The following is a 25,677-nucleotide window of genomic DNA, read 5'->3' as shown; positions in this document are numbered from 1 at the left end:
CGACGCGACGCCGCCCCGCCCCTAGAACGGAATGTCGTCGTCCAGCTGTTCCGCCAGGCGTCCGCTGCTGGCCGGCGCGGGCGAGCGCTCGGCCGGCGCGCGCTCCATCGGCGAGGAGCGGCCGAAGCTGGAGCCGCCGCCGCTCGACTGATAGGAGCCGCCGCCGCCCTCGTAATCGCCCTCGCCGCGGCCGCCGCCCTTGCTGTCGAGCAGCGTCAGCTCGCCGCGAAAGCGCTGCAGCACGACGTCGGTCGCGCGGCGCTGGACGCCGTCCTTGTCCTGATATTCGCGCGTCTGCAGCTGGCCCTCGAGATAGATTTTGGAGCCCTTGCGGCAATATTGCTCGGCGATCTTCCCGAGATTCTCGTTGAAGATCGACACATTGTGCCACTCCGTGCGGTCCTTGCGCTCGCCGCTGTTGCGATCGCGCCAGGATTCCGTCGTCGCCACCGAGAAGGAGACGACGCGGTCGCCCGAAGGCAGCGTGCGCACTTCCGGATCGCGGCCCAGATTGCCCACCAGGATGACCTTGTTGACGCTGCCCGCCATGACCCTCTCTCCGCCTTATGAATGCACGAGGCACCTTAGTCCGAAACGCGCGAGCGCGAAGACGTTCCGCCGCCTTGTCCACAATTCGCGCGATGTTCTTTTTTTGTTCTAGCACCCCCCGCAGCGGAGCGCAACGTCCCGCCTCATTTCGTCGCGACGGCGGTCTCTATGTCGCTGGGGTCGATGCGTCGGGAGAGTCCGGCGGCGAGCTTGTCATGGTCGAGCTCGCCCTCCCACCAGGCGACGACGATGGTCGCCACGCCATTGCCGCAAATATTGGTGAGCGCGCGGCATTCGCTCATGAATTTGTCGACGCCGATGACGATCGCCATGCCCGGCGCGAGACGCGGGTCGATCGACGAGAGCGTCGCGCCCAGAGTGATGAAGCCGGCGCCGGTCACGCCCGAGGCGCCTTTGGAGGTCAGCATCGCCACGGTGAGAATGACGAATTGCTGTCCCGCCGAAAGCTCGACGCCGAGCGCCTGCGCGATGAACAGGCTCGTCAATGTCATATAGATATTGGTGCCGTCGAGATTGAAGGAATAGCCCGTCGGCACGACGAGACCGACGACCGATTTCGAGCAGCCTAAGCGCTCGAGCTTCTCCATCAGCTGCGGCAGCGCGCTCTCCGACGACGACGTGCCGAGCACGATCAGCAATTCGTCGCGAATATAGCCGAGGAAGCGAAAAATGCTGAAGCCGACGATGCGCGCGACGATCCCCAGCGCAATGACGATGAACAAAATAGCGGTGAGATAGAAGGAGCCCACGAGCCAGGCGAGGCTCACCAGCGACTGCGAGCCATATTTGCCGACCGTGTAGCCCATGGCGCCGAAAGCGCCGAGCGGCGCCGCCTTCATCACGATCGCGATGACGCCGAACATGGCGTGGCCGGCCTCGTCGATGAAGCCGCCCAGCGCCCTGCCCCGCTCGCCCAGCGCCATCAGAGCGAAGCCGAACAGGATGGAGAACAGCAGCACCTGCAGAATATCGCCTCTGGCGAAGGCGCCGATGACGCTGTCCGGAATGACGCCGAGCACGAAATCGACCGGGCTGCGCTGCGCGGCCGGCTCGAGATATTTGGCGACGGCGGCGGCGTCCGCGGCTTTGCCAGAAAAGCCTTCGCCGGGCCGCAGCAGATTGCCGACGAGAAGCCCGAGCGCCAAAGCGATGGTCGAGACCACCTCGAAATAGACGAGCGCCTTGATTCCGACGCGCCCGACTTTTGCCGCGCTCTCGAGATGGGCGATGCCGGAGACGATGGTGCAGAAGATGATCGGCGCGATCACCATTTTGATGAGATTGACGAAGCCCTTGCCCATCGCCTCCATCCAGGGGCTCTTGGCGATGTCGGGAAAATAGACGCCGAGCAGCGCGCCGAGCACGATGGCGGCGAGCACCTGGAGATAGAGGCTATGCGCGCTCTTGCGCGGCGGCGCCTCGGCCATGGCGGCGGCTGCGGTCAATGTCTGCCCCTCTATTCCGGCTCATTCGGTCGATAATCCGTAGACCGGGAGCCGAAAGCGGGCAATGGCAAGCCGGGACGCATCCTTCCCCGCTCGCCTAAATCTCAGCCGCGTGTGGGATCGAAATACTCGATTTTTTCGCCGGCTTCTCGGTTCGGACAAGGGATTTCCTTGAAGAGCACCTCGGCCAGCGCCTTGATGCCGACATTGGTGCGCAGCGACATTCTATTCGGATCGGTGGTCCAGCTCTGATAGGTGACGATGCCGCGCGTTATGCTGACGATCGTGTATTTTTCCGAGTTTTGCTCGCCTCCCTTGCTCCTGTAGCAATTGCCCGGCTTAATATCTTCTTCCTTCATCGGCATGACCGTCACCCTGCATTGTTGCGCCATGTGCATGTCGGACGAGCAAAATCGAGACCAAATGCGACGTCGGCGCGTGTTTTTTCCGGTCTGCGGCTCCGATCCGGCTCCGCGCTCGAGACGTCAGGCGCTCACCATATCGAGCCGCATCAGCGTTCTGGCGTCGAGCGTGAGAGTCGTCGCGCCGAAAATTTCGGCGAGCTGGGCCAGGCTGGTGACGCTGACGATCGGCGCGGTCACGCCCGGCTGCGCCAGCAGCCAGCCGATGGCGACCTGCGCCGGAGTGGCGTCGAGCTGAAGGGCGGCGCGGTCGAGCTCGCGCAAAATATCGAGGCTGCGGTCGTCGAGAATGCGCGCGACGACGGCGCCGCGCGCCGTCCCGACCGTATCGGCCATGGAGCGATATTTTCCGGTGAGGAATCCCGCTTCCAGCCCGCGAAACGGAATGACGCCCATATCCTCCTCGAGGCACAGCCGGCGCAGATCGCCCTCGTAAAAGGCGCGGGTGACGAGATTGTAATGCGGTTGCAGGCAGCCGTAGAGCGGCAGCCCATGGGCTCTGGCGGTCGAAAGCGCGTCGGCGAGGCGAGGCGCCGAATAATTGGACGCGCCGATGGCGCGCACCTTGCCGTTTTGAACGAGCGTCGCGAAGGCCTCGAGCGTCTCCTCGAAAGAGACCGCGGTGTCGTCGAAATGCGCCTGATAGAGATCGATCCGGTCGGTTCCCAGCCGGCGCAGCGAGTCCTCGGCCGAGCGGATGATATGGGCGCGGGAGAGCCCCTTGCCCACATTCGGCATATCCCCGCCGACCTTGGTCGCGATCAGAACGCGGTCGCGCTTGCCTGTCGCCTTCAGCCAATTGCCGATGATCGTCTCGGATTCGCCGCCTTTATGGCCGGGCGCCCAGGTCGAATAAGTGTCGGCCGTGTCGATCAGCGCGCAGCCGCGATCGACGAACGCGTCCAGAATGGCGCAGGAGGTCGCCGCATCCACCGTCCAGCCGAAGACATGACAGCCGAGCGCGAGGGGGGCGCAGTCGAGGCCCGACCGGCCGAGCCGGCGATGTCGCATGAGTGTGCTCCGCCCGCGGCGCCGCTAGCTATTGCTGAAATCCTCCGGGGCGATGCGGACATGCATGCCGTCGAGGCTCGAGTCGAATTTCAACTGGCAGGCAAGGCGCGAATTGATCTGGCGGTTGGCGGCCTTGGCCAGCATGATGGACTCGGCGAGCTCCATGGGGGGCATGGCGACGCCGTCGGGCAGATCGACATAAATCTGGCAGGTGGCGCAGGTGCAGCTGCCGCCGCATTCGGCGACCAGCTCCTGAACGCCCGATTTGCGGATCAGCTTCATCATCGTCGCGCGATCCTTGCCGGCGATTTCCGACCGCGTCCCGTCTCGCGTCTCGAGCGTGAATTTCGTCATTCGTCACTGTCCGATGTTCAAGGAGGCGAGATCGGGGCAGACCCGATGGGGGCTCTCGACCGCCCCGTCGCGCGCGATGCGGGCCGTCGCGAGACCCGCGGTTGCGGCGGCGTCCAATTCTTCATCGCTCTCCGACAGCACGAGGATGGATGCGGCAGGCAACGCCAGACGTTCGCCAATGTCGCGGTAGGAGCCGGGCTCGATCTTCTGGCCGAGGGTCGTGTCGAAGAACCCCTCGAACACGCTCGTCAGCTCCTCGGATGCGGCGCGGCTCAGCAGCAGCTTCTGCGCCAATTCCGAATTGGAGGAATAAATGAACAGCCGCAGGCCGGCGCCGGCCCAGGATTTCAGGCAATCCGCCACATCCGGATAGAGCGCGCAGGACAGCGAGCCCGCCTCATAGCCCTCCTGCCAGACCAGCCCCTGGAGAATTTTCAGCGGCGTCGCCTTGCGGCCCTGCTTCATCCAGCGCAGCAGCAGCGATTCCGCCTGGGTGGGATCGAGCTCATAGCCGCCCATCAGGCGCCCGGTCTCCTCCAGCGCCTCCTCGACCTCCTCGTCCTCGGCATGCTCGACGATATAGCTCCCGAGCCGCCGGGCGGAGAGGGGAATGAGCGTCTCGGTCATGAAGGCCATGGGCAGCATGACGCCTTCGAGGTCGATCAGAACCGCGCGCAGAGGCTCGCTCATCGCGAGGCCTCCCGGCCATTATCGCGCCGCTCCCCTGCGGAAAAATGTCCGAAACACGCCATCGACCAGCTCGCCTTTCCCAATTGCTCCCGTCATGACAGCATGATTTGTGCCGCGCCGCGCCCAGAAGCCCAGGAGCCCAGGAGCCGAGCCGTGCGCCGAGCCGGGCGCTGTTCGGCTCCCTACCGAGGCTTCGCTTCGCTCGAGGCTGTGGATTACTGCGCCGCAGCATGGCAAGAGAAGAAGACGGGCGTAAGATCGACGGCCGTCGGCCCCCTCCCTCGCCCTCCCCCGCTTTGCGGGAGAGGGAGGCGGCGTCGTTTCGCGAAGCTTCGATGAAGCGCCGAATCTGCTCCCTCCCCCGCGAAGCGGGGAAGGGTTGGGGAGGGGGCGAATCCACCGCTCAGTTCTGGTCGTGCACATGCGAAGCCCGAAAAAATCCGCCGCCGCCGCCTCTCTCGACGATCTGTTCGACGGCAAGGTCATCTCCATCCGCGGCGCGCGCGAGCATAATCTCAAGAATGTCGATCTCGTCATTCCGCGCGACAAGCTCGTCGTCTTCACGGGCCTGTCGGGCTCGGGCAAATCCTCGCTCGCTTTCGACACCATCTATGCGGAGGGCCAGCGTCGCTATGTCGAGTCGCTCTCGGCCTATGCGCGCCAATTTCTGGAGATGATGCAGAAGCCGAATGTCGATCAGATCGACGGCCTCTCGCCCGCCATCTCCATCGAGCAGAAGACGACCTCGAAGAATCCGCGCTCCACCGTCGGCACGGTGACCGAGATTCACGACTACATGCGCTTGCTGTGGGCGCGCGTCGGCATTCCCTATTCGCCGGCGACGGGCCTGCCGATCGAGAGCCAGACCGTCTCGCAAATGGTCGACCGCGTGCTGGCGCTGCCGCAGGGAACGCGTCTCTATCTGCTCGCGCCGGTCGTGCGCGGCCGCAAGGGCGAATACAGAAAAGAGATCGCCGAATTCACCAAGCGCGGCTTCCAGCGCTTGAAGATCGACGGCGCCTATCACGAGATCGCCGACACGCCGCCGCTCGACAAGAAGCTGAAGCACGACATCGACATCGTCGTCGACCGTATCGTGGTGCGCTCCGACATCGGCGCGCGTCTCGCCGATAGTTTCGAGACGGCGCTGGAGCTGGCCAATGGGCTGGCGGTGGTCGAATTCGCGGATCAGGCGAGCCGACCCAGCGAGGCCGCCGCGCCCGCTGCGCCGGCCGCCGCCTACGCCTCCAACCATTATGCGCCGGACCACATCGTCTTCTCGTCGAAATTCGCCTGCCCCGTCTCCGGCTTCACCATTGCGGAGATCGAGCCGCGACTGTTCTCCTTCAACAATCCTTTCGGCGCCTGCCCGGCCTGCAGCGGCCTCGGCCAGGAGCAGGTGATCGATCCCGATCTCGTCGTTCCCGATCCCAAGCTGTCCTTGCGCAAAGGCGCCATCGCGCCCTGGGCGAAATCATCCTCGCCCTATTACCAACAGGCGCTGGCCTCGCTCGGCCGGCATTACAAATTCCGTCTCGACACGCCTTTCGAGCAGCTCGACAAGACAGTGCGCGAGGTGCTGCTGCACGGCTCCGGCAAGGAGGAGATTCGCTTCTCCTATGACGACGGCGCGCGCGCCTATGATGTGAAGAAGCCGTTCGAAGGCGTCGTCGCCAATCTGCAACGGCGTTTTTTGGAGACGGACAGCGAATGGGCGCGCGAGGAGATCGGCCGCTATATGTCGGCGGAGCCCTGCAAGGCCTGCCTCGGCTATCGCTTGAAGCCGGAGGCGCTGGCGGTCAAGATCGACATGATGCATATCGGCGAGGTGTCGGACCTCTCCGTGCGCGCCGCGCTCGACTGGTTCCACGCGCTGCCGGAAAAGCTCGACGCCAAGCGCAATGAGATCGCCCATCGCATATTGAAAGAAATCCGCGATCGCCTGACCTTCCTCGTCGATGTCGGCCTCGACTATCTCACCCTGTCGCGCGCCTCGGGCACGCTGTCGGGCGGCGAGAGCCAGCGCATTCGCCTCGCCTCGCAGATCGGCTCCGGCCTCACCGGCGTGCTCTATGTGCTGGACGAGCCCTCGATCGGCCTGCATCAGCGCGACAATGACCGGCTGCTCGACACGCTTCGGCGCCTGCGCGATCTCGGCAACAGCGTCATCGTCGTCGAGCATGACGAGGACGCGATTCTCTCCGCCGATTATGTCGTCGATGTCGGCCCCGGGGCCGGCGTGCATGGCGGCAATATCGTCTCCAAAGGCGCGCCGCAGGAGATCATGGACGATCCCAATTCGCTCACCGGCCAATATTTGACCGGCGCGCGGAAGGTGACGCTGCGCCATGCGCTGCGCAAGCCCGATCCCGGCCGCTGGCTGAAGATCAGCGGCGCACGAGGCAATAATCTCAAGAACGTCGAGGCGAAAATTCCGCTCGGCCTCTTCACCGCGGTCTCCGGCGTCTCCGGCGGCGGCAAATCGACGCTCGTCATCGAGACGCTGTACAAAGCCGTGGCGCGACGCCTCAACAGCGCGCATGAGCATCCCGCGCCTTTCGACAAGATCGAAGGGCTCGAGCATATCGACAAGATCATCGACATCGATCAATCGCCGATCGGCCGCACGCCGCGCTCGAACCCTGCGACCTACACCGGCGCCTTCACGCCGATCCGCGAATGGTTCGCCGGCCTGCCGGAGGCGAAGGCGCGCGGCTATGCGCCGGGGCGCTTCTCCTTCAATGTGAAGGGCGGACGCTGCGAGGCCTGCCAGGGCGACGGCGTCATCAAGATCGAGATGCATTTTTTGCCGGACGTCTATGTCACTTGCGACGTCTGCAAGGGCAAGCGCTACGATCGCGAGACGCTCGAGGTGAAATATCGCGACAAATCCATCGCCGACGTTCTCGACATGACGGTCGAGGAGGCCGCCGTATTGTTCAAGGCCGTGCCGGCGATCCGCGACAAGATGGAGACGTTGAAGCGCGTCGGCCTCGATTATATTCGCGTCGGCCAGCAGGCGACGACGCTCTCGGGCGGCGAGGCGCAGCGCATCAAGCTCGCCAAGGAATTGGCGCGCCGCTCCACCGGCCGCACGCTCTATATTCTCGACGAGCCGACGACCGGCCTGCATTTCCACGATGTCGCGAAATTGCTCGAGGTGCTGCACGAGCTCGTCGATCAGGGCAATAGCGTCGTCGTCATCGAGCATAATCTCGAGGTCATCAAGACCGCCGATTGGATCATCGATCTCGGGCCCGAGGGCGGCGACGGCGGCGGCGAGATCGTCGCGGCGGGGCCGCCCAACGAGATCGTCGCCGCGAAGCGCAGCCATACGGGGCGCTATCTCGCCGAAGTGCTGAAGCGCCGCCCGCCGCGCGCGGAAAAGGCGAAGGAGACGAAAGCGGCGAAGGAGGCGAAAGACGCGCCGGCGCCGAAGCGCAAGCGCGCCGCCCAGGAGCAGTAAGGCTCGGCCGACCTCAGATCGAATAGCCGCGCTTGCGCAGCTCGGTTTTGATGTCGGCCTGCAACGTCTCGCCGACCTCGAGGCCCCAGGCTTTGCCGATCTCCATCCCGGCCTTCGCCATCTGACCCGCTTTCGCGGCCAGCTTCGCGCCCGTCGGAGATTTGTAGAAAGTCGCCGCATCATGCAGCTCGGCGACGGTGAAACTTTCGGCGTAGACGGCGGCCATCCGGGCGGCGAGCACGTCCAGGCTGGCGAAGAATTTGGCCTGCAAGCGCGGGCCGATCTCGGCGAGGTCCTTCTCGACCTTCGGATTTTGCGCGCTGAGCAACGTCTTCATCTGATCGAGCATCGCCGGCAGCACCTGCTTGGCGGTGTCTGTCATATGCATGGCGACGAGCAGCTCCTTGGCGGCGGCGATGCGGTCCGCCTTGTCGTCGGCGCGGGCCGGCGCCGTGCAAAAGCCGGCCAGCGCGAGCAGCACAGCGAATGAAGCGATGAAATGTCTCATGAAACCTCCCGAGGAACCGTCACGCGCGCATGTTACGCCATGGCGCGCGGGCTCGGAAGCGCCGAGGGCCGGCCTCGCGAGGGGACGAGCGGGAGGAAAAGCGCCTCAGCGCGTTTTGGCGCGGGCGGCGAAATAGGAGTCGATCGTCTCGCGCATCTCGCGCAGAAATCGCTCCTCTCCGAAGCCGAGCGCATGAGCGCGAATGCGCTCGGGCGAGAATTCCATTTGCTCGCAGCGCGCGATCGCCTCGCTCAGCGATTCCACCGTCTGGGTGTCGAAAAACACGCCTGTCTCATTTTCGACAACCGTCTCCATCGCGCCGCCGCGGCGGAAGGCGATCACCGGCCGTCCGCTCGCCATCGCCTCGAGCGGCACGATGCCGAAATCCTCCTCGCCCGGAAAGATCAACGCCCGACAGCGCGAATAATGCCGCATCAGCACATCGAATGGCTGCGGGCCGAGCACCGTCACCGTCGGGCCGGCGCGCTTGCGGATCGCGTCGAGATTGGAGCCGCCGCCGATGACGACGAGCTTCTTGCCGCTCGCATTGAAAGCGTCGATGGCGAGATCGGGCCGCTTATAGCCGACGAGCTCGCCGACCATCAGATAATAGTCGCCGATCTCTTGCGGAGGCGCGATGGCGAAGGCGTCGGCGGCGACCGGCGGATGCACGACATCGGCGGAGCGCCTGTAATAGCGCTCGACGCGATGCGCGACCGTCGTCGAATTGGCGATGAAATGATCGACGCGCGTTGCCGACAACGCATCCCAATTGCGCAGATAATGGGCGAGCGGCGGCATCAACAGGCGCGTGAGCCGGCCGGATTCCTCGCGATATTCATGGTACATGTTCCACAAATAGCGCATGGGCGAATGGCAATAGCAGACATGCAGCGCCTCCGGCGGCGGGATGATTCCCTTGGCCGGACCGGACTCGCTCGAGATGACGAGATCATAGCCGCGCAGATCGAGCTGCTCGCAGGCGAGCGGCATGAGCGGAAGATATTGCCGGTAATATTTCGCCGCGCGGGGAAGCGACTGGATGAAGCTCGTCTTCAGCGGGCGCGAGAGAATGGTCTGCGAGACGGCGGTCGGATCGATGACATGGGTGAAGAGATCGGCCTGCGGATAGAGCCGGATCAGCGCTTCGACGACCTTCTCACCGCCGCGCATGCCGACGAACCAATAATGAACGATCGCCACACGCATCTAGCTTCCCACCTCGACGCTCGCCCATTTCGACGCTCGACGCTTCGACGCCCGACACTTCCGAGCTGGGACTGCCCCGCGGGAGCGCGCGAACGACGAAGCCGGGCATGAGCCCGGCTTCGAGAATACAGTCGAAGTGATTAACGCCCCATGAGGATTCGGGGCGCTGCTCAATTCTTGAGCGGCGTCTCCGGAACGCTGCGCGGGCGAGCGCTGGCGTTGCGCGGCGCCGGATCGGTCTTGCCCAAATCACCCTTGCCCGAGTCGCTCTCCTTCGGCTTGCGGCTCTTGCGCGGCTCACCGCCGCCTTCGGATGCGCGCTTCTTGCCGGCCTCGACGATGTCGCGCTCGGGACGCGGCAGCACCGGCCCCTCGGGGAAGACGAAACCGAGCGATTTGGCGCCATTGTCGTCGGTCACCACCACGACGCGCACCGCGCCGCCATTCTTCAGCTTGCCGAACAGAACCTCGTCGGCGAGCGGCGTCTTGATATGCGTGTGGATGACGCGGGCCATCGGCCGCGCGCCCATGGCCTGGTCATAGCCACGTTCGACGAGCCAGGCGCGCGCCTCGTCGGCGAGCTCGATCGTGACATTGCGATCGGCGAGCTGCGCCTCGAGCTGCAGGACGAATTTGTCGACGACGCGGGCGATGACCTCCTCCGGCAGATGGCCGAAGTTGACGATCGCGTCGAGACGGTTGCGGAACTCCGGGGCGAAGAGCCGATTGATCGCCTCATTGTCCTCGGTGCTATGCACCGCGCCGCGCGTGAAGCCGATGGGCTTGCGCGCGAGATCGGCGGCGCCGGCGTTGGTCGTCATGATGAGGATCACATTGCGGAAGTCGATCTGCTTGCCGTTGTGGTCGGTCAGCTTGCCGTGGTCCATCACCTGCAACAGGATGTTGAAGAGATCGGAATGCGCTTTCTCGATCTCGTCGAGCAGCAGCACACAATGCGGATGCTGGTCGATGCCGTCGGTCAAGAGGCCGCCCTGATCGAAGCCGACATAGCCGGGAGGCGCGCCGATGAGCCGGCTCACCGTATGGCGCTCCATATATTCCGACATGTCGAAGCGGATGAGCTCGATGCCGAGCGAGGTGGCGAGCTGGCGCGCCGCCTCCGTCTTGCCGACGCCGGTCGGACCGGAGAAGAGATAGCAGCCGATCGGCTTCTCGGGATCGCGCAGGCCGGCGCGGGCCAGCTTGATCGCCGAGGTGAGCGCGGTGAGCGCCTTGTCCTGGCCATAGACGACGCGCTTCAACGTCTCGTCGAGATGGGCGAGCACTTCCGCATCGTCCTTGGAGACGGTCTTGGGCGGAATGCGCGCCATCGTCGAGATCGTCAATTCGATCTCCTTCAGGCCGATCGTCTTCTTGCGCTTCGACTCCGGCACGAGCATTTGCGCCGCGCCGGACTCGTCGATGACGTCGATCGCCTTGTCCGGCAGCTTGCGGTCGTGAATGTAGCGCGCCGAGAGCTCCACCGCCGCCTTCAGCGCTTCCGTCGTGTAGCGGATCTTGTGGAACTCTTCGAAATAGGGCTTCAGACCCTTGATGATCTCCACCGCATCCGGGATCGACGGCTCATTGACGTCGATCTTCTGGAAGCGCCGCACCAGAGCGCGGTCCTTCTCGAAATATTGGCGATATTCGCGATAGGTGGTCGAGCCGATGCAACGCAGCGTTCCCTGCGCGAGCGCGGGCTTGAGCAGATTGGAGGCGTCCATCGCGCCGCCGGAGGTCGCGCCGGCGCCGATCACCGTATGGATCTCGTCGATGAAGAGAATGGCGTTCTTATGCGCCTCGATCTCCTTGATGACCTGCTTCAGCCGCTCCTCGAAATCGCCGCGATAGCGCGTGCCGGCGAGCAGCGTGCCCATGTCGAGCGCGAAAACCGTCGCGCCGGCGAGAACGTCCGGAACCTCGTTCTGGATGATCTTGCGGGCGAGGCCTTCGGCGATCGCAGTCTTGCCGACGCCAGGGTCGCCGACCAGCAGCGGATTGTTCTTCTGCCGACGGCACAGCACCTGGATGGTGCGCAGCACCTCGGATTCGCGGCCGATCAGCGGATCGATGCGGCCATCGCGCGCCTTGCGGTTGAGGTTCACGCAATAGGCCTCGAGCGCGCCTTCCTTCTTGCGCTGCTCGCCGTCGCGACCCTCGCGCCCCTCGGCGCGCTCGGCCTCGTCCTCGACGCCGCGCGGCGCGCGCGACCCGTCGGCAAGTCCCGGCCGCTTGGCGATGCCGTGGCTGATGTAGTTCACCGCGTCATAGCGCGTCATATCCTGCTCCTGCAGGAAATAGACGGCGTGGCTCTCGCGCTCGGCGAACAGAGCGACCAGCACATTGGCGCCGCTCACATCCTCGCGACCGGAGGATTGCACGCTGATGATCGCGCGCTGCACGACGCGCTGGAAACCGGCGGTCGGCTTGCAGTCGCCTGCCGATTCATTGACCAGATTGTCCAGTTCGTGATCGATATATTCGCGCAAGCTTTTCGCGAGCAGATCCAGATCGACCGAACAGGCGCGCAGCACGGCGGCGGCGTCCTGGTCGTCTATGAGACTGAGGAGCAGATGCTCCAGCGTCGCATATTCATGATGCCGCTCCCTCGCCGAAGCGAGCGCGCGGTCGAGTGATTGCTTCAGGTTGCGCGAGAATGTCGGCATCGATCGTCCGCCCTCACTTCTTTTCCATGATGCACTGAAGCGGATGCTGATGCTTGCGCGCATAGTCCATCACTTGCGTGACTTTCGTCTCCGCCACCTCATAGGTGTAGACGCCGCATTCGCCGACGCCGTGATTATGCACGTGCAGCATTATCCGAGTGGCTTCTTCCAGGGTCTTGTTGAAATATTTACGCAGGACGATAACGACGAACTCCTGTGTCGTATAGTCGTCGTTGAGCAACAACACGCGGTACATGTTGGGCCGCCGCGTCTGCGTTTTCGTGCGGGTGATCAGCGCCGTTCCCGACCCCGAGCCCCCATCGCCGCCGCCGCTCTTGCGAGGCTCTTTTCCGCCCGCATGGGGAGGTGCGCCGTATTCCTCCGCAGAGGACGGAATGCGGCTGTCGAGCGTAAGGTCATCGATCACTGTCACCTCGGCTTTCCTCATTCCCCTTTCCGAAGTTTCGCCTGCGACAGGCCCGTCGGATTGCTGCGTAGCATTCTCTGTGCCGCGGGCCCCTCGCCGGCTTTCGCGGAACGGGCGAAGCGGAGAGACGCCGAGTTTTCTTTCTCGCGGGAGCATTGGCAAGACCCGAAAAGCTGAAACAGCCGAAAAAATGTCCGAGGCCCGCCTCGAACGCGGCACCGCGAGCGCGACGCCGCTTGGACAATCCGCCTAGGACATAATGTGCCGGAGCGGCGGAACAAGTGAATTTCGCTCTCCGCCCCGCCTGCCGCGGGTTTGGGTTTCCAAAGGGCGCCGCGATTGTCTCGATTCGACCCGCGACAGCGCGCCGCATCTGTCTACTTATTGAAAACCATGAGCGTAAACGCGTCCTTTACCGCCTCCCCCCTACAGTCGCGGCCGATCAAAAAGCGTGGCGCGCGAATAAAAAGAGGCGCGAATGTCGATGCTCGAGCGGTTGCGGCGGGACACGGCGGGCAAGCTCGTCGAAAAAGTAGCCTTGGGTTCGGCAGTGCTGGCGCTCGCCTGCGTGCTCGGGGCCAATCTGCTGTCGGCAAAGTTACAAAGCGGCGAGCTCCCGCTCATCGCTTTTGTCCATAAAGAGGAGCGCGGTCGCGCGGTGCTCGCGGCGTCGCCATCGGCGGCCTCGCCTCAGCTGGTGCATCGAATCGGTTTCGTCGGCGTGGATCACGCCGCCACCGGCTCGATCGCGCCGGGACAAAAAGCGCTCGCGCCGGCCTCGCCCTGCGGGCTGGACGCGAAATAGGCCGAATTCGAGCGCGATCAGCCGGAACGGCGCGGCGTCGCTCGCGATGCGCCGCGTCAATTTCATTGACATCCGACGCGTTCGGCTCCAAGCATGGCGCGCGTCTTGCTCCCCCGACGACGACCAGAACCCGACGACGAGCAGAACGCCAGCGGAACATATCCGTCGATTTGCGACGGCCCCGCCCTCTCGAGGACGACGCGCGCCCCCGCGGCCTACGCGCGCCCATCCCTTGCCAGATGTCACGAACGCCGCGACCAGGACCATTGATGAACTTCGACGAACTCGGCCTTTCCCAAAAGGTCCTCGCGGCCGTTGAGACGTCCGGCTACACCACGCCGACGCCCATTCAGGAACAGGCCATTCCTCCTGCGCTGCAAGGGCGCGACATTCTGGGCATCGCCCAGACCGGCACAGGCAAGACGGCGGCGTTCACGCTGCCCATGCTGTGCCGGCTCGAGCAAGGCCGCGCCCGCGCGCGCATGCCGCGCACGCTGATTCTGGAGCCGACGCGCGAGCTCGCCGCCCAGGTCGAGGCGAGCTTCGCCAAATATGGCGCAAATCATAAGCTCAACGTCGCATTGCTGATCGGCGGCGTCTCCTTCGGAGATCAGGAAGCCAAGATCATGCGCGGCGCCGATGTGCTGATCGCGACGCCCGGCCGCCTGCTCGACTTCTTCGATCGCGGCAAGCTGCTGCTCACCAATATCGAGATCCTCGTCATCGACGAGGCCGACCGCATGCTCGACATGGGCTTCATTCCGGACATAGAGCGCGTCTGCAAGCTCGTGCCCTTCACGCGGCAGACCTTGTTCTTCTCCGCCACCATGCCGCCGGAGATCACTCGCCTCACCGAGGCGTTTCTGCACAATCCCGTGCGCGTGGAAGTGGCGCGCGCCGCAACCACCGCGGCGACGATTCGCCAGGCGCTCATCGCCACTCATGGCCATGCGGAAAAACGCGAGACGCTGCGCCAGATCATCCGCGGAGCCGACAGCTTCAAGAATGCGATCATCTTCTGCAACCGCAAGCGCGACGTGGCGATTCTGCATCGCTCGCTCGACAAGCACGGCTTCTCCGCCGGCGCGCTGCATGGAGATATGGACCAGCTCGCGCGCATGGCCTCGCTCGACGCGTTCAAGAATGGCGACGTCAATCTGCTCGTCTGCTCGGACGTCGCGGCGCGCGGCCTCGACATTCCCGACGTCAGCCATGTCTTCAATTTCGACGTGCCGACGCATAGCGAGGATTATGTCCATCGCATCGGCCGCACCGGCCGCGCCGGGCGCTCGGGCACGGCCTTCACCCTCGTCACCGACGACGATCGCAAATATCTCGATCAGATCGAGACGCTGATCGGCAATAAGATCGATTGGGAAGGTCCCCGACTCGACGAGCTGCCGCCGCCTTCCGAGGCGCCGGCGCGCGAATCGCGTGGACGCGGACGCAGCAGCAGCGCGCGCGGCGGCGGTGAGCGTAACGGGCGTCGTCCGGCAGCGGATCGCGAGGCCAGACCAGAGCGCGAGGCCAGACCAGAACGCGAGGCTCGGCCGCCGCGCGAGGCGCGTGCGGAACGGCCCGCCAGATCCGAACGGCCCGCCAGAACCGAGCGCCCGCAGAGCGAGCGCCCCGCCAGAACAGAGCGCCCCGCGAGCGCGGAGCGGCCCGTGAGAACCGAGCGGCCTGCGCGTCCCGAGAGGCCGCCGACCTATGGCGATCGGCGCGACCGCAGGCCGACGCGCCAGCCGGAGGACGACGGGCCGCCGGTCATCGGCCTCGGCGACCATATTCCGTCCTTCCTGCTGCGCCCGGTGGTGCTGAAGCCGGCGAAAGTCAACGACGAGTAGAGCCGGCTCACCCCGCCAGCAGCGCCTCTTCGACCAGATCGAGCATATGCTCGATGTCGGGATCGGCGTAGACGTCGCCGGACGGCTCGACGCGCAGCATGGGAACGCCGTGCGAGCAGAGGCGCAGGCAGCTGCGCCGCGCGCAGGCGATGCGGCCGGCGTCGATTCCTTTGCCGAAATCGATATCGAGCGCATCGCTCAAGCGCTCGTGCAGCGCGCTGCCGCGCCCATCGCGGTCGCAGACGTCTCCGACGCAGACAATGAATCGTATGAGCGGCGGCTCGTTCATCTTTGTCCTCTGACGCGGGGCGCGGGCGCTCCACTCGCCGTCCGGTGGATGCAATCTTCGTGTCTGACCCGACGCGACGCCACGCCTCACGCCCGATGATAGGGATGGCCGGAGAGAATCGTCGTCGCCCGGTAGATCTGCTCGGCGACGAGGATGCGCACGATCTGATGCGGCAGCGTCATGCGCCCGAAGGAGAAGACCGCGCCCGCCTTCGCCCGCACCGCCGGCGAGAGCCCTTCCGAGCCGCCAATCGCGAACCAGAGCGATTTTACGCCCCTGTCCCGCTCGCTCTCGACGAGCGCCGCGAAATCGGCGCTGCTGGCGGCCGTCCCGCGCTCGTCGAAGACGACGAGCTTCGCGCCGGCGGGCGCAGCGGCGAGCAGGCTCTCGCCTTCCTGCGCCATGCGCTCGACCGGATTGCGCGCCCGGCTCTCGTCGATTTCCAGGAGATCGAGCCCCGCGAGCCCGAGATTGCGCATCGCCGCGACACGGGCGGCGTAACGCGCGTAGAGATCGCGCTCCGGGCCGGCCTTGAGCCGCCCGACACAGAGAATTCCGAGACGCATGTCCCCTTACGGACATTCGCGCGCGGCGAACGCCGTCCTGTCTCGTTTCGCCCCTTCGGGCTTCAGACCGCCCGCAGCTCGCTCGGCCGCGCGCCGCCCCACATTTTCTCGAGGTTGTAGAACTGCCGGACCTCGGGTCTGAAAATGTGGACGATGACGTCGCCCGCGTCGATCAGCACCCAGTCGCATTGCGGCAGCCCCTCGACGCGCGGAGCGACGAGACCGGCCTCCTTGCAGGCTTTGAGCACTCTGTCGGCGATGGCGCCGACATGCGTGGTCGAGCGGCCGGTCGCGATGACCATGTCATCGGCGATCGACGTCTTTCCGCGCAGATCGATGGAGGTGACGTCCTCGGCCTTGGAGTCGTCGAGGCTCGCGAGGACATTACGGATTATGGCGCCGGCAATCTGGCCGATCGGCCCGGAAGCCGGCTGAGATGGCGCGCGCGCCACCCCGGGGAGACTTGTCGTCAGCGGTGCAACCCTCATGATTCACGGCGCTGGCGCCGCGGCCCTCAAGATGTGCCGCTTTGATCCCGAATGCAACCGCGCAGATGCGCGAAACCCCGGCGAAGGTTCGGCTCGCGCACGCCACGCCGCCACGAGCCAGCGCCATAAGCAACTGTCATATAAAGAAAAACACCGAGAGGGAGCGTGGCCGGCGACCGGGCCGCGGGCAGAAAAAAACCCGGCGAGAACGCCGGGTTTTGAGAGTGGGCCCCGGCCCATCGGGAGGTGGGAGGAACCTCAAAGCCGGAACATTGGAGAGCCTATCCGATTCCGCGCCGCGGCGCGCGGCATAAAAGGTCGCATTTGTCCAGGCTTCGCCGCAATCAGCGGCCACACGGCCGCGTTCGAGCGCCGCCCGAGCGGGCGGGGCCGATCGGGCCGATTCGGCAGCGCCCGCAAATTCAATTCCCTAAATTCTGCGACCGGCGCCGCAGCGCCACACCTGTGCTAAAAATGTCACACATGTGAAAATTTTGTGGCGCCGGCCCGCGCGCCGCTCAGGGGACGAGCACGAGCGCGCCTGTGGTGCGCCGCGCCTCGAGATCGGCATGGGCGCGCGCGGCGTCCTCGAGCCGATAGAGCGTCGGCCGCTCGAGCCGCAGAACGTCCTTTTTGATCGCGCGCACCAAGTCGCTCGTCATCTTCACGAGGTCCTTGCGCCGCGCGATATGCGCGAAGAGCGAGGGCCGCGTCGCGAACAGCGATCCCTTCTGCGACAGGAGATTGATGTCGAAGGCCTCGATCTTGCCGGAGGCTGAGCCATAGCTCACGAAGAGGCCGAAGGGCTTCAGGCAATCGAGCGAGGCGGGAAAGGTCGCATGTCCGACGCCGTCATAGACCACGTCGCAGAGCTTGCCGCCGGTGATCTCCCGCACGGCGGCGGCGAAATCCTCGCTGCGATAGAGAATCGTGTGCTCCGCGCCGGCCGCTTCGGCGATTTTCGCCTTCTCCTCGTCGCCGACGGTGGCGATCACATGCGCCCCGAGCGCGCTGCCCCATTGGCAGAGCAATTGGCCGACGCCGCCCGCGCCCGCATGGACGAGAATGCGATCGCCCTTTTTCACCTTATAGGTGCGGCGCAGCAGATATTGCGCGGTGAGCCCTTTGAGCATCATCGCGGCGCCGGTCTCGAAGGAGAACGACTTGGGCAATCTCACCAGCGCCGCGGCGGGAAGATTGCGCGCCTCCGCATAGCCGCCGAGCGGGCCGACATAGGCGACGCGATCGCCGATCTCGACGTCCTCGACGCCCTCGCCGAGCGCGACCACCTCGCCCGCGCCCTCGTAGCCCGGCACGAAGGGACGCTCGGCGGGATAGGCGCCGCTGCGCAGATAGACGTCGATATAATTGACGCCGATCGCCCTTTGGACGATCTGCGCCTCGCCCGGCCCGGGCGGCGGCAGCTCGACCTCCTCATAGCGTAAAACCTGCGGGCCGCCGGTCTCGTAAATGCGAATTGCCTTCACCATGATCGTCTCCGAAATGCGCGCTCTCGCGCCTCTTTGCAAAAATCCCCGTCGATTGCGACCATGGAGCGACGCTCGCGACAAAGCCACGAGATTTCGCGCGACGGACAGCCGCGGGCGCGCTTCGCCTTCCTGCTCCCCGCGGCTTCGCCTTCTTCTTCCCATGGTGTAGAAGGATTCCCGAAAACGGAGACCAAGCACATGGCCGAGACATTGGCGGGCGCGAGCGCCGCGATCGACACGCAAATTCTCGTCGCTGGCGCCGGCTCCACGGGAATCGCCGCCGCTCTCGCCTTCGCCAACGCCGGCTGGCGGGTGACGCTGGCCGGGCGCTTCCCCCCGCCTCTGCCCGGCCGCACCATCGCGCTGTTCGAGGCCTCGGTTCGCTTTCTCGATTCGATCGGCGTGCTGGAGACGGTCCGCGCCGCCGCCTGTCCGATCGAGACCATCCATATGGTCGACGACACCGACCAGCTCCTGCCCGTGCCCGATCTCGTCATGCGGTCGGAGGAGATCGATCTTCCCGCCTTCGGCCTCAACGTCTCCAATGACGAGCTGACCGCGATCCTGCTCGAGCACGCCCGCGCCGCGCAGAGCTTCGAGATCGTCGAGAGCGACATCGCCGATTACGAGCTCGAGGAGGATGGCGCGACGGCGATCCTCGCCGACGGGCGCCGGATAACGGCCGATTTCATCGTGGCGGCCGATGGCCGCGGCAGCAAGGCGCGCGCCGCCGCCGGCATAGACACGAAGGAATGGACCTATCCGCAGGTCGCCCTCACCGCTCTGCTGCGCCATGAATTGCCGCATGACAATGTCTCGACCGAGTTTCACACACGCTCCGGCCCCTTCACGCTGGTGCCGCTGCCGCCGCGCGAGGGCGCCGAGCATCGCTCCAGCCTCGTCTGGCTGATGAGCCCGCGCGACGCCAAGCGCCGCCTCGCCAAACCGCGCGACGAGCTGCAATTCGAGATGGAGGATTATTCGCGCGAGAAGCTCGGCTCGATCACGATCGAGAGCGACATCGGCGAGTTCCGCATGGGCGGGCTGCAAGTGTCGCGGCTGACCGCGCCGCGTCTCGCGCTGGTGGGCGAGACCTGCCATGTGTTTCCGCCGATCGGCGCGCAGGGCCTCAATCTCAGCCTGCGCGACGTCGCCGATCTCGAGGATTGCCTCGCCAGCGTCGATCTGCGCAATCCCAAAGAGCTTTCGCGCGCCCTGACGCGTTACGAAATGCATCGCCGCGCCGATATCGGCTTCCGCACCCATGGCGTGGATCTGCTCAATCGCTCGCTGATCGTCCCCTATCTGCCGATCGACCTCATCCGCGGCGCCGGCTTCATCGCCATGACGGCGCTGGGACCGCTTCGCCGCGCGGTGATGCGCGAGGGCGTGGCGCCCCATCTCGCGCAGCCGCGGCTGATGAGCCGGGAGGCTCCCAAGGAGCCGCGCATGCGCGGCAAGCGCGGCCCGGAGGCCATCGTCGACGCCGCCCGCGACGCTTTCGCCCATCTGCGCGCGACCGCCTCGCGGCTCGGCTGAAGCGTCGTCGAAAGGCGCGCGCCCGCCTTCTCCCGCCGGCGGGAGAAGGCGTCACATGGACGGCGCGAACAGCGTCGGAATCGCGAAGCGAAACGCCACGCCCTCGCCCGGCCGCGACTCCACCGAAATCTCCCAGCCGTGGCGATCCGCGATCGATTTGCAGATCGCCAGCTCTATGCCCGTGCCGGCATATTCCACATCGCTCTTGCGCTGGCTGAACGGCTCGAAAATCCGCTGCGCGAACTCCTGCTCGAAGCCGACGCCCTTGTCGACGATCGACAAGTGAATCGCGCCCTCCTCCAGCGTCGCCGCGATCGTCACCTCGGCCGGCCGTCCGGGCTTGCGATATTTGATCGCATTGGCGACGATGTTCTGCATCAGGCAGGCGAATTGCGCGCGATCGCCGACAAAGGCCGCCGCCGGAATATCGACCTCGAGCCTGGTCTCGCCGGCGGCGATCGACTGCGCCAGCTCGGCGAGCGAGAACTGCACTTCCTCACGCAGCTCCAACACCTCCAATTGCTGATCGCCATAGATGGTTCGCGCATAGGTGAGCAGATCCTCGACCAGCTTGCGCCCGCGCACCGCGGCGCGACGCATCTGCGCGCTCGCCTCCCTGATCTCCGCGCAGACGCCCGTGGCCATCGCCGCCTCGAGCCGCGTCGATTGCTCCGCGATCTCGGCCAGCGGCTGCTGTAGATCGAGCGAGGCCACATAGGCGAATTGCACGAGCCGCTCATTGGCGCGCTCCAATTCGGCGACGCTCGCGGCGAAGGCCCGCTCCGCCCAGCGCCGCTGGCTCATGTCGAGAATGGTGGCGGTGACGATGAGCCCGCGCTCCGTCACCACCGGCGCGAGCCCGATCTCGACCGGAAATTCGCAGCCGTCGCGGCGTCGCGCTTTGATCTCCTGGCCGACGCCCATCATGCGGCGGCGAGGATCGGCGCAATACAGCCTGCGGAAGGCGGCGTGGCGGCGCCGGATCACAGCCGGCGTCAGCAGATCGATCGAACGGCCGATCAATTCCTCGCGCGCATAGCCGAACAGAATCTCCGTCTCGTGATTGGCGTAACGCACGAGTCCGTCCGCGCCCACCATGATGATCGCCGCCGGCGAGGCTTCGACCATCACGCGATAGCGATCGAATTCGATCGTCTCCGAGCGCATCGGAGCTCCCCTCGCGCCGCGCCACGACGTCGTGAACGCGACTGTCGCGCCTCCCGAAAGCGGCGAATAATGATATGTGAGCTGCGAGGGGCGAAGAAAAGAGCCGGAGCGGCGATCGTGACCGAAGCGACGGAAAAGCTTAAGACGGACGAGCATCCGCTCGGCAGGCGCAAGATCGGGCTGGCGCTCAGCTCCGGCATGGCGCGCGGATGGGCGCATATCGGCGCATTGCGCGCGCTGACGCGCATGGGCGTCACCTTCGACGTCGTCGCCGGAACCTCGGCCGGCGCGCTGGTCGGCGGATGTTTTCTGGCCGGCAAGCTCGATGAATTGGAGATTTGGGCGAATTCGCTCAACAAGCGCAAGATCGTCTCCTATCTCGATCTCCAGCTCGGCTATGGCGGCCTCATCAAGGGCGACCGGCTGCTCATGGAGCTGCGCGCCGCCGTCGGGCCGTTGCGCGTCGAGACGCTGCCGACGCCCTTCGTCGCCGTCGCCACCGATCTCGTCACCGGCCATGAGATCTGGCTGCAGAAGGGCGACCTCGCCGAGGCGCTGCGCGCCTCCTTCTCTCTGCCCGGCCTGTTCCCGCCGATGGAGGTGGATGGCCGCTGGCTCGCCGATGGCGCGCTCGTCGATCCGCTTCCTGTCGCCGCCTGCCGCGCGCTGGGCGCGGAGCTCGTCGTCGCCGTCAATCTCAACACCGACATCATCGGCAAGTCGCGCGACGCCGCGCGCATCCCTTCCACCATGGGCTTCGATCCGGTCACGCTGCTGCAGGACAAGCAGAAGCCCTTCGTCGCCTCGCTCACCGAGACGCTGACGCGCGGCGTGTTCCGCCGCGATCCGGATCGGCCGAGCATTTTCGGCGTGATGACGACATCGCTCAGCATCATGCAGGACCGCCTGACGCGCTCGCGCCTCGCCGGCGATCCGCCGGACGTTCACATCACGCCGCGCGTCGGCCATATCGGCCTGCTGGAGTTCGACCGCACGGAAGAGGCCGTGCGCGAGGGCGAGCTGGCAGTGGAGCGGCGGCGCGAGGAGATCGCCGATGCGCTGCAAGTGATGGGGCTGATTTGACGACGCGAGCGCCTTGCCCCGTCGTTCGTCCCGAGCTAGAAAAAATCCGTCAAAAAAGGAGAGATCGGTGCGGTTGGCCCGATCCCCGCGACAGCGGGTCCTGACCTTCGCGCCACGCGAGGAGTCCCATGGCCTTCGACGCCGGCGCAATCACGCGCCGGCGGACAATGAGGTCGTGGAATGCAACAGCAGATATCCCTCATCACGCTCGGCGTCTCCGATATGGAACGCTCACGTCGATTCTATGTCGAGGGCTTCGGTTGGACGCCCGTTTTCGAGAGCCCGCATATCATCTTCTACCAGATGAACGGCTTTGTTCTCAGCGCCTTTCTGAAGGATGCGCTCGAAGAGGATATGAGCCGCTCCGGACTCCGGACGCCTGGAGCCTTCTCGCTCGCGCATAATGTCGCGAGCAAAGAGGATGTCGAGCCGATCATGCGACGGCTCTTGGACGCCGGCGGCGCGCTATTGCGGCCGGCGGACGCGCCGCCGCATGGGGGCTTTCGCGGCTATGTCGCCGATCCAGACGACCATGCGTGGGAGATCGCCTGGAATCCCTCGTGGCCGATCGACGAGCACGGCCATGTGACATTCCAAATGTGACGCCGCTTGCCCGGCCCTCCACCGCTTCGCCGGGGAGGGCCGCCGCATCACTCCGCGCGCGGCGCCGCCCGTCCGAAATTCGGCGCCGCCGTATCCTGCCCCTGCTCGATGATGCTGCGGCGGATGGCGCGCGTGCGCGTGAACAGCGCGAACAGCCCGTCGCCGTCGCCGGTGCGGATCAGGCGGCGCAGCGCCGTCAAATCCTCGTCGAAACGGCCGAGCATCTCCAGCACGGCGTCTTTATTGTTCAAGAAAATATCGCGCCACATGGTCGGATCGGAGGCGGCGATGCGGGTGAAATCGCGAAAGCCCGACGCCGAGAATTTGATCACCTCCGACTGCGTGACCTCCTCGAGATCGGCGGCTGTGCCGACGATATTGTAGGCGATGAGATGCGGCAGATGGCTCGTCACGGCGAGCACGAGATCGTGATGCGTCGCGCTCATCGTCTCGACATCGGCGCCGAGCCGCGTCCAAAAGGCCGAGAGCTTTGTCACCGCCTCGGGGTCCGCGCTCTCGGGCGGCGTCAGTATGCACCAGCGATTCTGGAACAGCGTCGCAAAGCCGGCGTCCGGCCCGGAATATTCCGTGCCGGCGATCGGATGCGCGGGAATGAAATGCACGCCCGCAGGCACATGCGGCGCGACCTGCGCGACGATTGCGCCCTTCACCGAGCCGACGTCGGACAGAATAGCGCCCGCCGAAAGATGCGGCGCGATCGCGCGCGCGACCTCGCCGCAAACGCCCACGGGCACGCAGAGAATGACGAGATCGGCGCCCGTCACCGCCTGCGCCAGATCGGCGGTCGTTTCATCGGCGATGCCGAGCTCGCTCACGCGCGCGCGCACTTGTTCCGAGGCGTCGCTCGCGGCGATGCGTTTCGCGGCGCCATAGGCGCGAGCGCCGCGCGCGATCGACGAGCCGATGAGGCCGAGGCCGATCAGCGCGACCTTGTCGAAGATCGGCGCGCGCGCGTCAGCCATGCGCGGCCCGCGGCGCCGCGCGCCATGAGGCGGTGAATTCGCCGAGCGCCGCGACGACGAGGCGGTTGGCCTCCTCCGAGCCGATGGTCAGCCGCAGGAATTGCGGCATTCCGTAAGCGCCGATCGCGCGCAGCACGAGCCCGCGCGACGTCAGGAAGCGATCGGCGTCCGCCGCCGTGCGACCGGCATCGTCGGGAAAGCGTATGGCGATGAAATTGGCGACGCTCGGCAGCACCTCGAGCCCCAGCGCCTCGATCTCTCGCGTCAGAAACGGCAGCCAGCGCGCATTATGCGCGATCGCCGCCTCGAGATGCGCTGTGTCCTGCACCGCCTCTATGCCGGCATCGATCGCCGCGCTGCTGACATTGAAGGGGCCGCGCAGGCGGTTCAACGCATCCATGATCGGCGCCGCGCCATAGCCCCAGCCGAGCCGCAGCCCCGCGAGGCCGTAGATTTTGGAGAAGGTGCGCGTCATCACCACATTGTCGCGCGTCGAGGCCAGCTCGAGCGCCGCCGAATAATCCTCGGCGCGCACATATTCCGCATAGGCCGCGTCGATGACGAGCACGACATGCGCCGGCAGCGCATCGGCGAGCCGCAGAATTTCCGATTTCGGCAGATAGGTTCCGGTCGGATTGTTCGGATTGGCGACGAACACGATTTTCGTGCGCTCCGTCACTCGCTCCAGAATGGCGTCGACGCTCGCCCGGTAATTCGTCTCCGGCGCGATGACGGGAACGCCGCCGGCCGCCAGAATGACGATGCGATACTCCAGGAATCCGTATTGCGTGTAGATTCCCTCGTCGCCCGGCTCGATGAAAGCGTGCGCGAGCAGAGCGAGAATATCGTCGGAGCCGGCGCCGCAGACGATGCGCTCGGGCGCGAGCCCATGCGCCGCGCCGATCGCCTGCCGCAGCCGCGTCGCCGAGCCGTCGGGATAGGCGGCGATCTTGGACGCGAGCGCGCGCAGCGCCTCCACCGCTTTGGGAGACGGCCCCAGCGGCGTCTCATTGGCGGAGAGCTTGAAGACGCGCGCCGCGCCGGGAGCGGCGCTCTTGCCGGGCACATAGGCGTCGATCGCCAGCACGCTTCGACGCACGACAGGTTTCGTCATCTCGTCAACTCCTCGGGGCAAAGACGCCGCTGCGGGCCGTGTCCAATTCGAAACGCGCCGCATGGCTGCCGACCAGCGCGGCGCTCACGCGGACGACGCCCGCCGTCCCCAGCTCTTCCACGAATTGCGCGGCGCTCACATGACCGGGCGCGGCGACCAGCAGCGACAATTCGCCGGCATGCGGCGCAGTGGCGAGAATTTCGCCGGCGAGCGCGTCGATCGCCGCCGGCGCCGCCGCATGCCATTTCGGCAGCGACAGCGCATAGAGCGCGATATCCTGCGAGGCCGCCTCGGCCAGCGGCTTGGCGACGATCAGCACCGGCAGTCCCGCCGGATGATTGGGCCGCTCGACGAAGGGCAGGCGCGCGATGATCTTCGGCGCATTCTCTCCGACGAGGCGGGTCCACCAGGCGCCCTCCTCCTGCGCGCCGGCCGAGCGCAGCATTCCGAGATCGCCCTTCGACGCCGCCACCGCCGCGACCACGGCGCCGGCGCCGTGATGGGTGACATAAGGCACGGTGAAGCCGAAGTGAAAGCGCGCGCTGTCGCGCATGGCGGCGTCGCCGCCGGAATCATCGGCGTGGAGCGAATATTCCGCCTGCATATAGGTGAAGGTCGAGACGATGATGCGCCAAATGCCTTCGACCGTGTCGACCGGCAGCAGGCCCGTATGCCGCGAGACCAGCGCGCGCATCATCCGCGCCTCGCGGTCGGGACGGAAAGCGGAGGCGCCATTCGGTCCCTTCACCGCGATCAGCCGATCGATGATCTCGCCGCGCTGCATGAGCAGGCCATGCATCTCGCGATCGATGCGGTCGATCTCGTCGCGCAAATCCGCGAGCGTCTCGGTCTCGATCTTGGGCAAAGAGTCGTCTCGCATCGGCGCGGGCTTGTGGCGAAAAGGGCGGAGGGCTGTCTTAGGCCAGCGCGAC

At 65.6% G+C, this 25,677-nt stretch carries 24 protein-coding genes; 6 read left to right on the top strand and 18 right to left on the bottom strand.

Going from position 1 to position 25,677, the window contains the following annotated elements:
• Positions 1–21: 21 nt before the first annotated feature.
• From ssb to mtnC, 6 genes are all read right to left on the bottom strand, one after another.
• The gene (ssb, locus tag VIF40_RS02175) at positions 22–549 is read right to left on the bottom strand and encodes a single-stranded DNA-binding protein (protein WP_331935880.1); all 528 of its coding nucleotides are present in this window, start codon (positions 547–549) and stop codon (positions 22–24) included.
• A 143-nt stretch (positions 550–692) separates the two neighbouring features.
• Positions 693–1,997: a C4-dicarboxylate transporter DctA gene (dctA, locus tag VIF40_RS02170; RefSeq protein ID WP_331935917.1), complete on the bottom strand. Its 1,305-nt coding sequence runs from the start codon at positions 1,995–1,997 to the stop codon at positions 693–695.
• A 122-nt stretch (positions 1,998–2,119) separates the two neighbouring features.
• Positions 2,120–2,407, bottom strand: a complete 288-nt coding sequence (locus VIF40_RS02165) for a hypothetical protein (RefSeq protein WP_331935879.1) — start codon at positions 2,405–2,407, stop codon at positions 2,120–2,122.
• 93 nt (positions 2,408–2,500) lie between these two features.
• Positions 2,501–3,448, bottom strand: a complete 948-nt coding sequence (locus tag VIF40_RS02160; RefSeq protein WP_331935878.1) for an aldo/keto reductase — start codon at positions 3,446–3,448, stop codon at positions 2,501–2,503.
• 24 nt (positions 3,449–3,472) lie between these two features.
• Positions 3,473–3,802, bottom strand: coding sequence for a ferredoxin (locus tag VIF40_RS02155; protein WP_331935877.1), 330 nt, complete (start codon positions 3,800–3,802; stop codon positions 3,473–3,475).
• A 3-nt stretch (positions 3,803–3,805) separates the two neighbouring features.
• Complete coding sequence (gene mtnC, locus VIF40_RS02150) at positions 3,806–4,492, bottom strand: acireductone synthase (protein WP_331935876.1); 687 nt, start codon at positions 4,490–4,492, stop codon at positions 3,806–3,808.
• A gap of 421 nt (positions 4,493–4,913) precedes the next feature.
• Between mtnC and uvrA the strand changes: the two genes are divergently transcribed.
• On the top strand, positions 4,914–7,958 hold the full coding sequence (uvrA, locus tag VIF40_RS02145) for an excinuclease ABC subunit UvrA (protein ID WP_331935875.1): 3,045 nt from the start codon (positions 4,914–4,916) through the stop codon (positions 7,956–7,958).
• Positions 7,959–7,971: 13 nt separating this feature from the next.
• Here the strand turns inward: uvrA and VIF40_RS02140 are convergent, their stop codons facing one another.
• The 4 genes from VIF40_RS02140 to clpS all read right to left on the bottom strand — a co-directional run bounded on the left by VIF40_RS02140 (position 7,972) and on the right by clpS (position 12,792).
• A complete protein-coding gene (locus VIF40_RS02140; protein WP_331935874.1) occupies positions 7,972–8,466 on the bottom strand; it encodes a DUF2059 domain-containing protein in 495 nt (164 codons plus the stop codon).
• 105 nt (positions 8,467–8,571) lie between these two features.
• On the bottom strand, positions 8,572–9,675 hold the full coding sequence (locus tag VIF40_RS02135) for a glycosyltransferase (RefSeq protein ID WP_331935873.1): 1,104 nt from the start codon (positions 9,673–9,675) through the stop codon (positions 8,572–8,574).
• 170 nt (positions 9,676–9,845) lie between these two features.
• Positions 9,846–12,344: an ATP-dependent Clp protease ATP-binding subunit ClpA gene (gene clpA / locus VIF40_RS02130; RefSeq protein ID WP_331935872.1), complete on the bottom strand. Its 2,499-nt coding sequence runs from the start codon at positions 12,342–12,344 to the stop codon at positions 9,846–9,848.
• A 13-nt stretch (positions 12,345–12,357) separates the two neighbouring features.
• Entirely contained in the window at positions 12,358–12,792 is a 435-nt protein-coding gene (clpS, locus tag VIF40_RS02125) for an ATP-dependent Clp protease adapter ClpS (RefSeq protein WP_331935871.1), read from the bottom strand.
• 457 nt (positions 12,793–13,249) lie between these two features.
• Here clpS and VIF40_RS02120 point away from each other — a divergent pair, with 457 nt between their 5' ends.
• Complete coding sequence (locus tag VIF40_RS02120; protein WP_331935870.1) at positions 13,250–13,576, top strand: hypothetical protein; 327 nt, start codon at positions 13,250–13,252, stop codon at positions 13,574–13,576.
• 269 nt (positions 13,577–13,845) lie between these two features.
• Positions 13,846–15,423, top strand: a complete 1,578-nt coding sequence (locus tag VIF40_RS02115; RefSeq protein WP_331935869.1) for a DEAD/DEAH box helicase — start codon at positions 13,846–13,848, stop codon at positions 15,421–15,423.
• A gap of 7 nt (positions 15,424–15,430) precedes the next feature.
• Here VIF40_RS02115 and VIF40_RS02110 read toward each other — a convergent pair whose 3' ends face one another.
• From VIF40_RS02110 to VIF40_RS02095, 4 genes are all read right to left on the bottom strand, one after another.
• On the bottom strand, positions 15,431–15,712 hold the full coding sequence (locus VIF40_RS02110) for a (2Fe-2S) ferredoxin domain-containing protein (RefSeq protein ID WP_331935868.1): 282 nt from the start codon (positions 15,710–15,712) through the stop codon (positions 15,431–15,433).
• A gap of 86 nt (positions 15,713–15,798) precedes the next feature.
• Positions 15,799–16,278 carry a 23S rRNA (pseudouridine(1915)-N(3))-methyltransferase RlmH gene (gene rlmH / locus VIF40_RS02105; protein WP_331935867.1) on the bottom strand — a complete coding sequence of 160 codons (480 nt, stop codon included), beginning with the start codon at positions 16,276–16,278 and terminating at the stop codon, positions 15,799–15,801.
• 62 nt (positions 16,279–16,340) lie between these two features.
• Entirely contained in the window at positions 16,341–16,766 is a 426-nt protein-coding gene (rsfS, locus tag VIF40_RS02100; RefSeq protein WP_331935866.1) for a ribosome silencing factor, read from the bottom strand.
• Positions 16,767–17,284: 518 nt separating this feature from the next.
• The gene (locus tag VIF40_RS02095) at positions 17,285–18,256 is read right to left on the bottom strand and encodes a quinone oxidoreductase (protein WP_331935865.1); all 972 of its coding nucleotides are present in this window, start codon (positions 18,254–18,256) and stop codon (positions 17,285–17,287) included.
• A gap of 198 nt (positions 18,257–18,454) precedes the next feature.
• Between VIF40_RS02095 and VIF40_RS02090 the strand changes: the two genes are divergently transcribed.
• Positions 18,455–19,795 carry an FAD-dependent monooxygenase gene (locus VIF40_RS02090; protein ID WP_331935864.1) on the top strand — a complete coding sequence of 447 codons (1,341 nt, stop codon included), beginning with the start codon at positions 18,455–18,457 and terminating at the stop codon, positions 19,793–19,795.
• A 51-nt stretch (positions 19,796–19,846) separates the two neighbouring features.
• Here the strand turns inward: VIF40_RS02090 and VIF40_RS02085 are convergent, their stop codons facing one another.
• Complete coding sequence (locus VIF40_RS02085; protein ID WP_331935863.1) at positions 19,847–20,962, bottom strand: sensor histidine kinase; 1,116 nt, start codon at positions 20,960–20,962, stop codon at positions 19,847–19,849.
• A gap of 117 nt (positions 20,963–21,079) precedes the next feature.
• Between VIF40_RS02085 and VIF40_RS02080 the strand changes: the two genes are divergently transcribed.
• On the top strand, positions 21,080–22,045 hold the full coding sequence (locus VIF40_RS02080) for a patatin-like phospholipase family protein (protein ID WP_331935862.1): 966 nt from the start codon (positions 21,080–21,082) through the stop codon (positions 22,043–22,045).
• A 180-nt stretch (positions 22,046–22,225) separates the two neighbouring features.
• A complete protein-coding gene (locus tag VIF40_RS02075; RefSeq protein ID WP_331935861.1) occupies positions 22,226–22,648 on the top strand; it encodes a VOC family protein in 423 nt (140 codons plus the stop codon).
• Between the two features lie 47 nt (positions 22,649–22,695).
• On the opposite strand, the gene VIF40_RS02070 is transcribed toward VIF40_RS02075, so the two are convergent.
• The 3 genes from VIF40_RS02070 to VIF40_RS02060 are packed head-to-tail and all read right to left on the bottom strand — an operon-like array spanning position 22,696 to position 25,625.
• Positions 22,696–23,631: a prephenate/arogenate dehydrogenase family protein gene (locus tag VIF40_RS02070; protein WP_331935860.1), complete on the bottom strand. Its 936-nt coding sequence runs from the start codon at positions 23,629–23,631 to the stop codon at positions 22,696–22,698.
• Complete coding sequence (gene hisC / locus VIF40_RS02065) at positions 23,624–24,745, bottom strand: histidinol-phosphate transaminase (protein ID WP_331935859.1); 1,122 nt, start codon at positions 24,743–24,745, stop codon at positions 23,624–23,626. The genes VIF40_RS02070 and hisC overlap by 8 nt, the downstream gene beginning before the upstream one ends.
• A gap of 4 nt (positions 24,746–24,749) precedes the next feature.
• Positions 24,750–25,625 carry a chorismate mutase gene (locus VIF40_RS02060; protein ID WP_331935858.1) on the bottom strand — a complete coding sequence of 292 codons (876 nt, stop codon included), beginning with the start codon at positions 25,623–25,625 and terminating at the stop codon, positions 24,750–24,752.
• Between the last annotated feature and the right edge of the window lie 52 nt (positions 25,626–25,677).

The organism is Methylosinus sp. (assembly GCF_036560965.1).
Classification (GTDB): Bacteria; Pseudomonadota; Alphaproteobacteria; order Rhizobiales; family Beijerinckiaceae; genus Methylosinus.
This window is presented reverse-complemented; position numbering and strand designations above follow the sequence as displayed.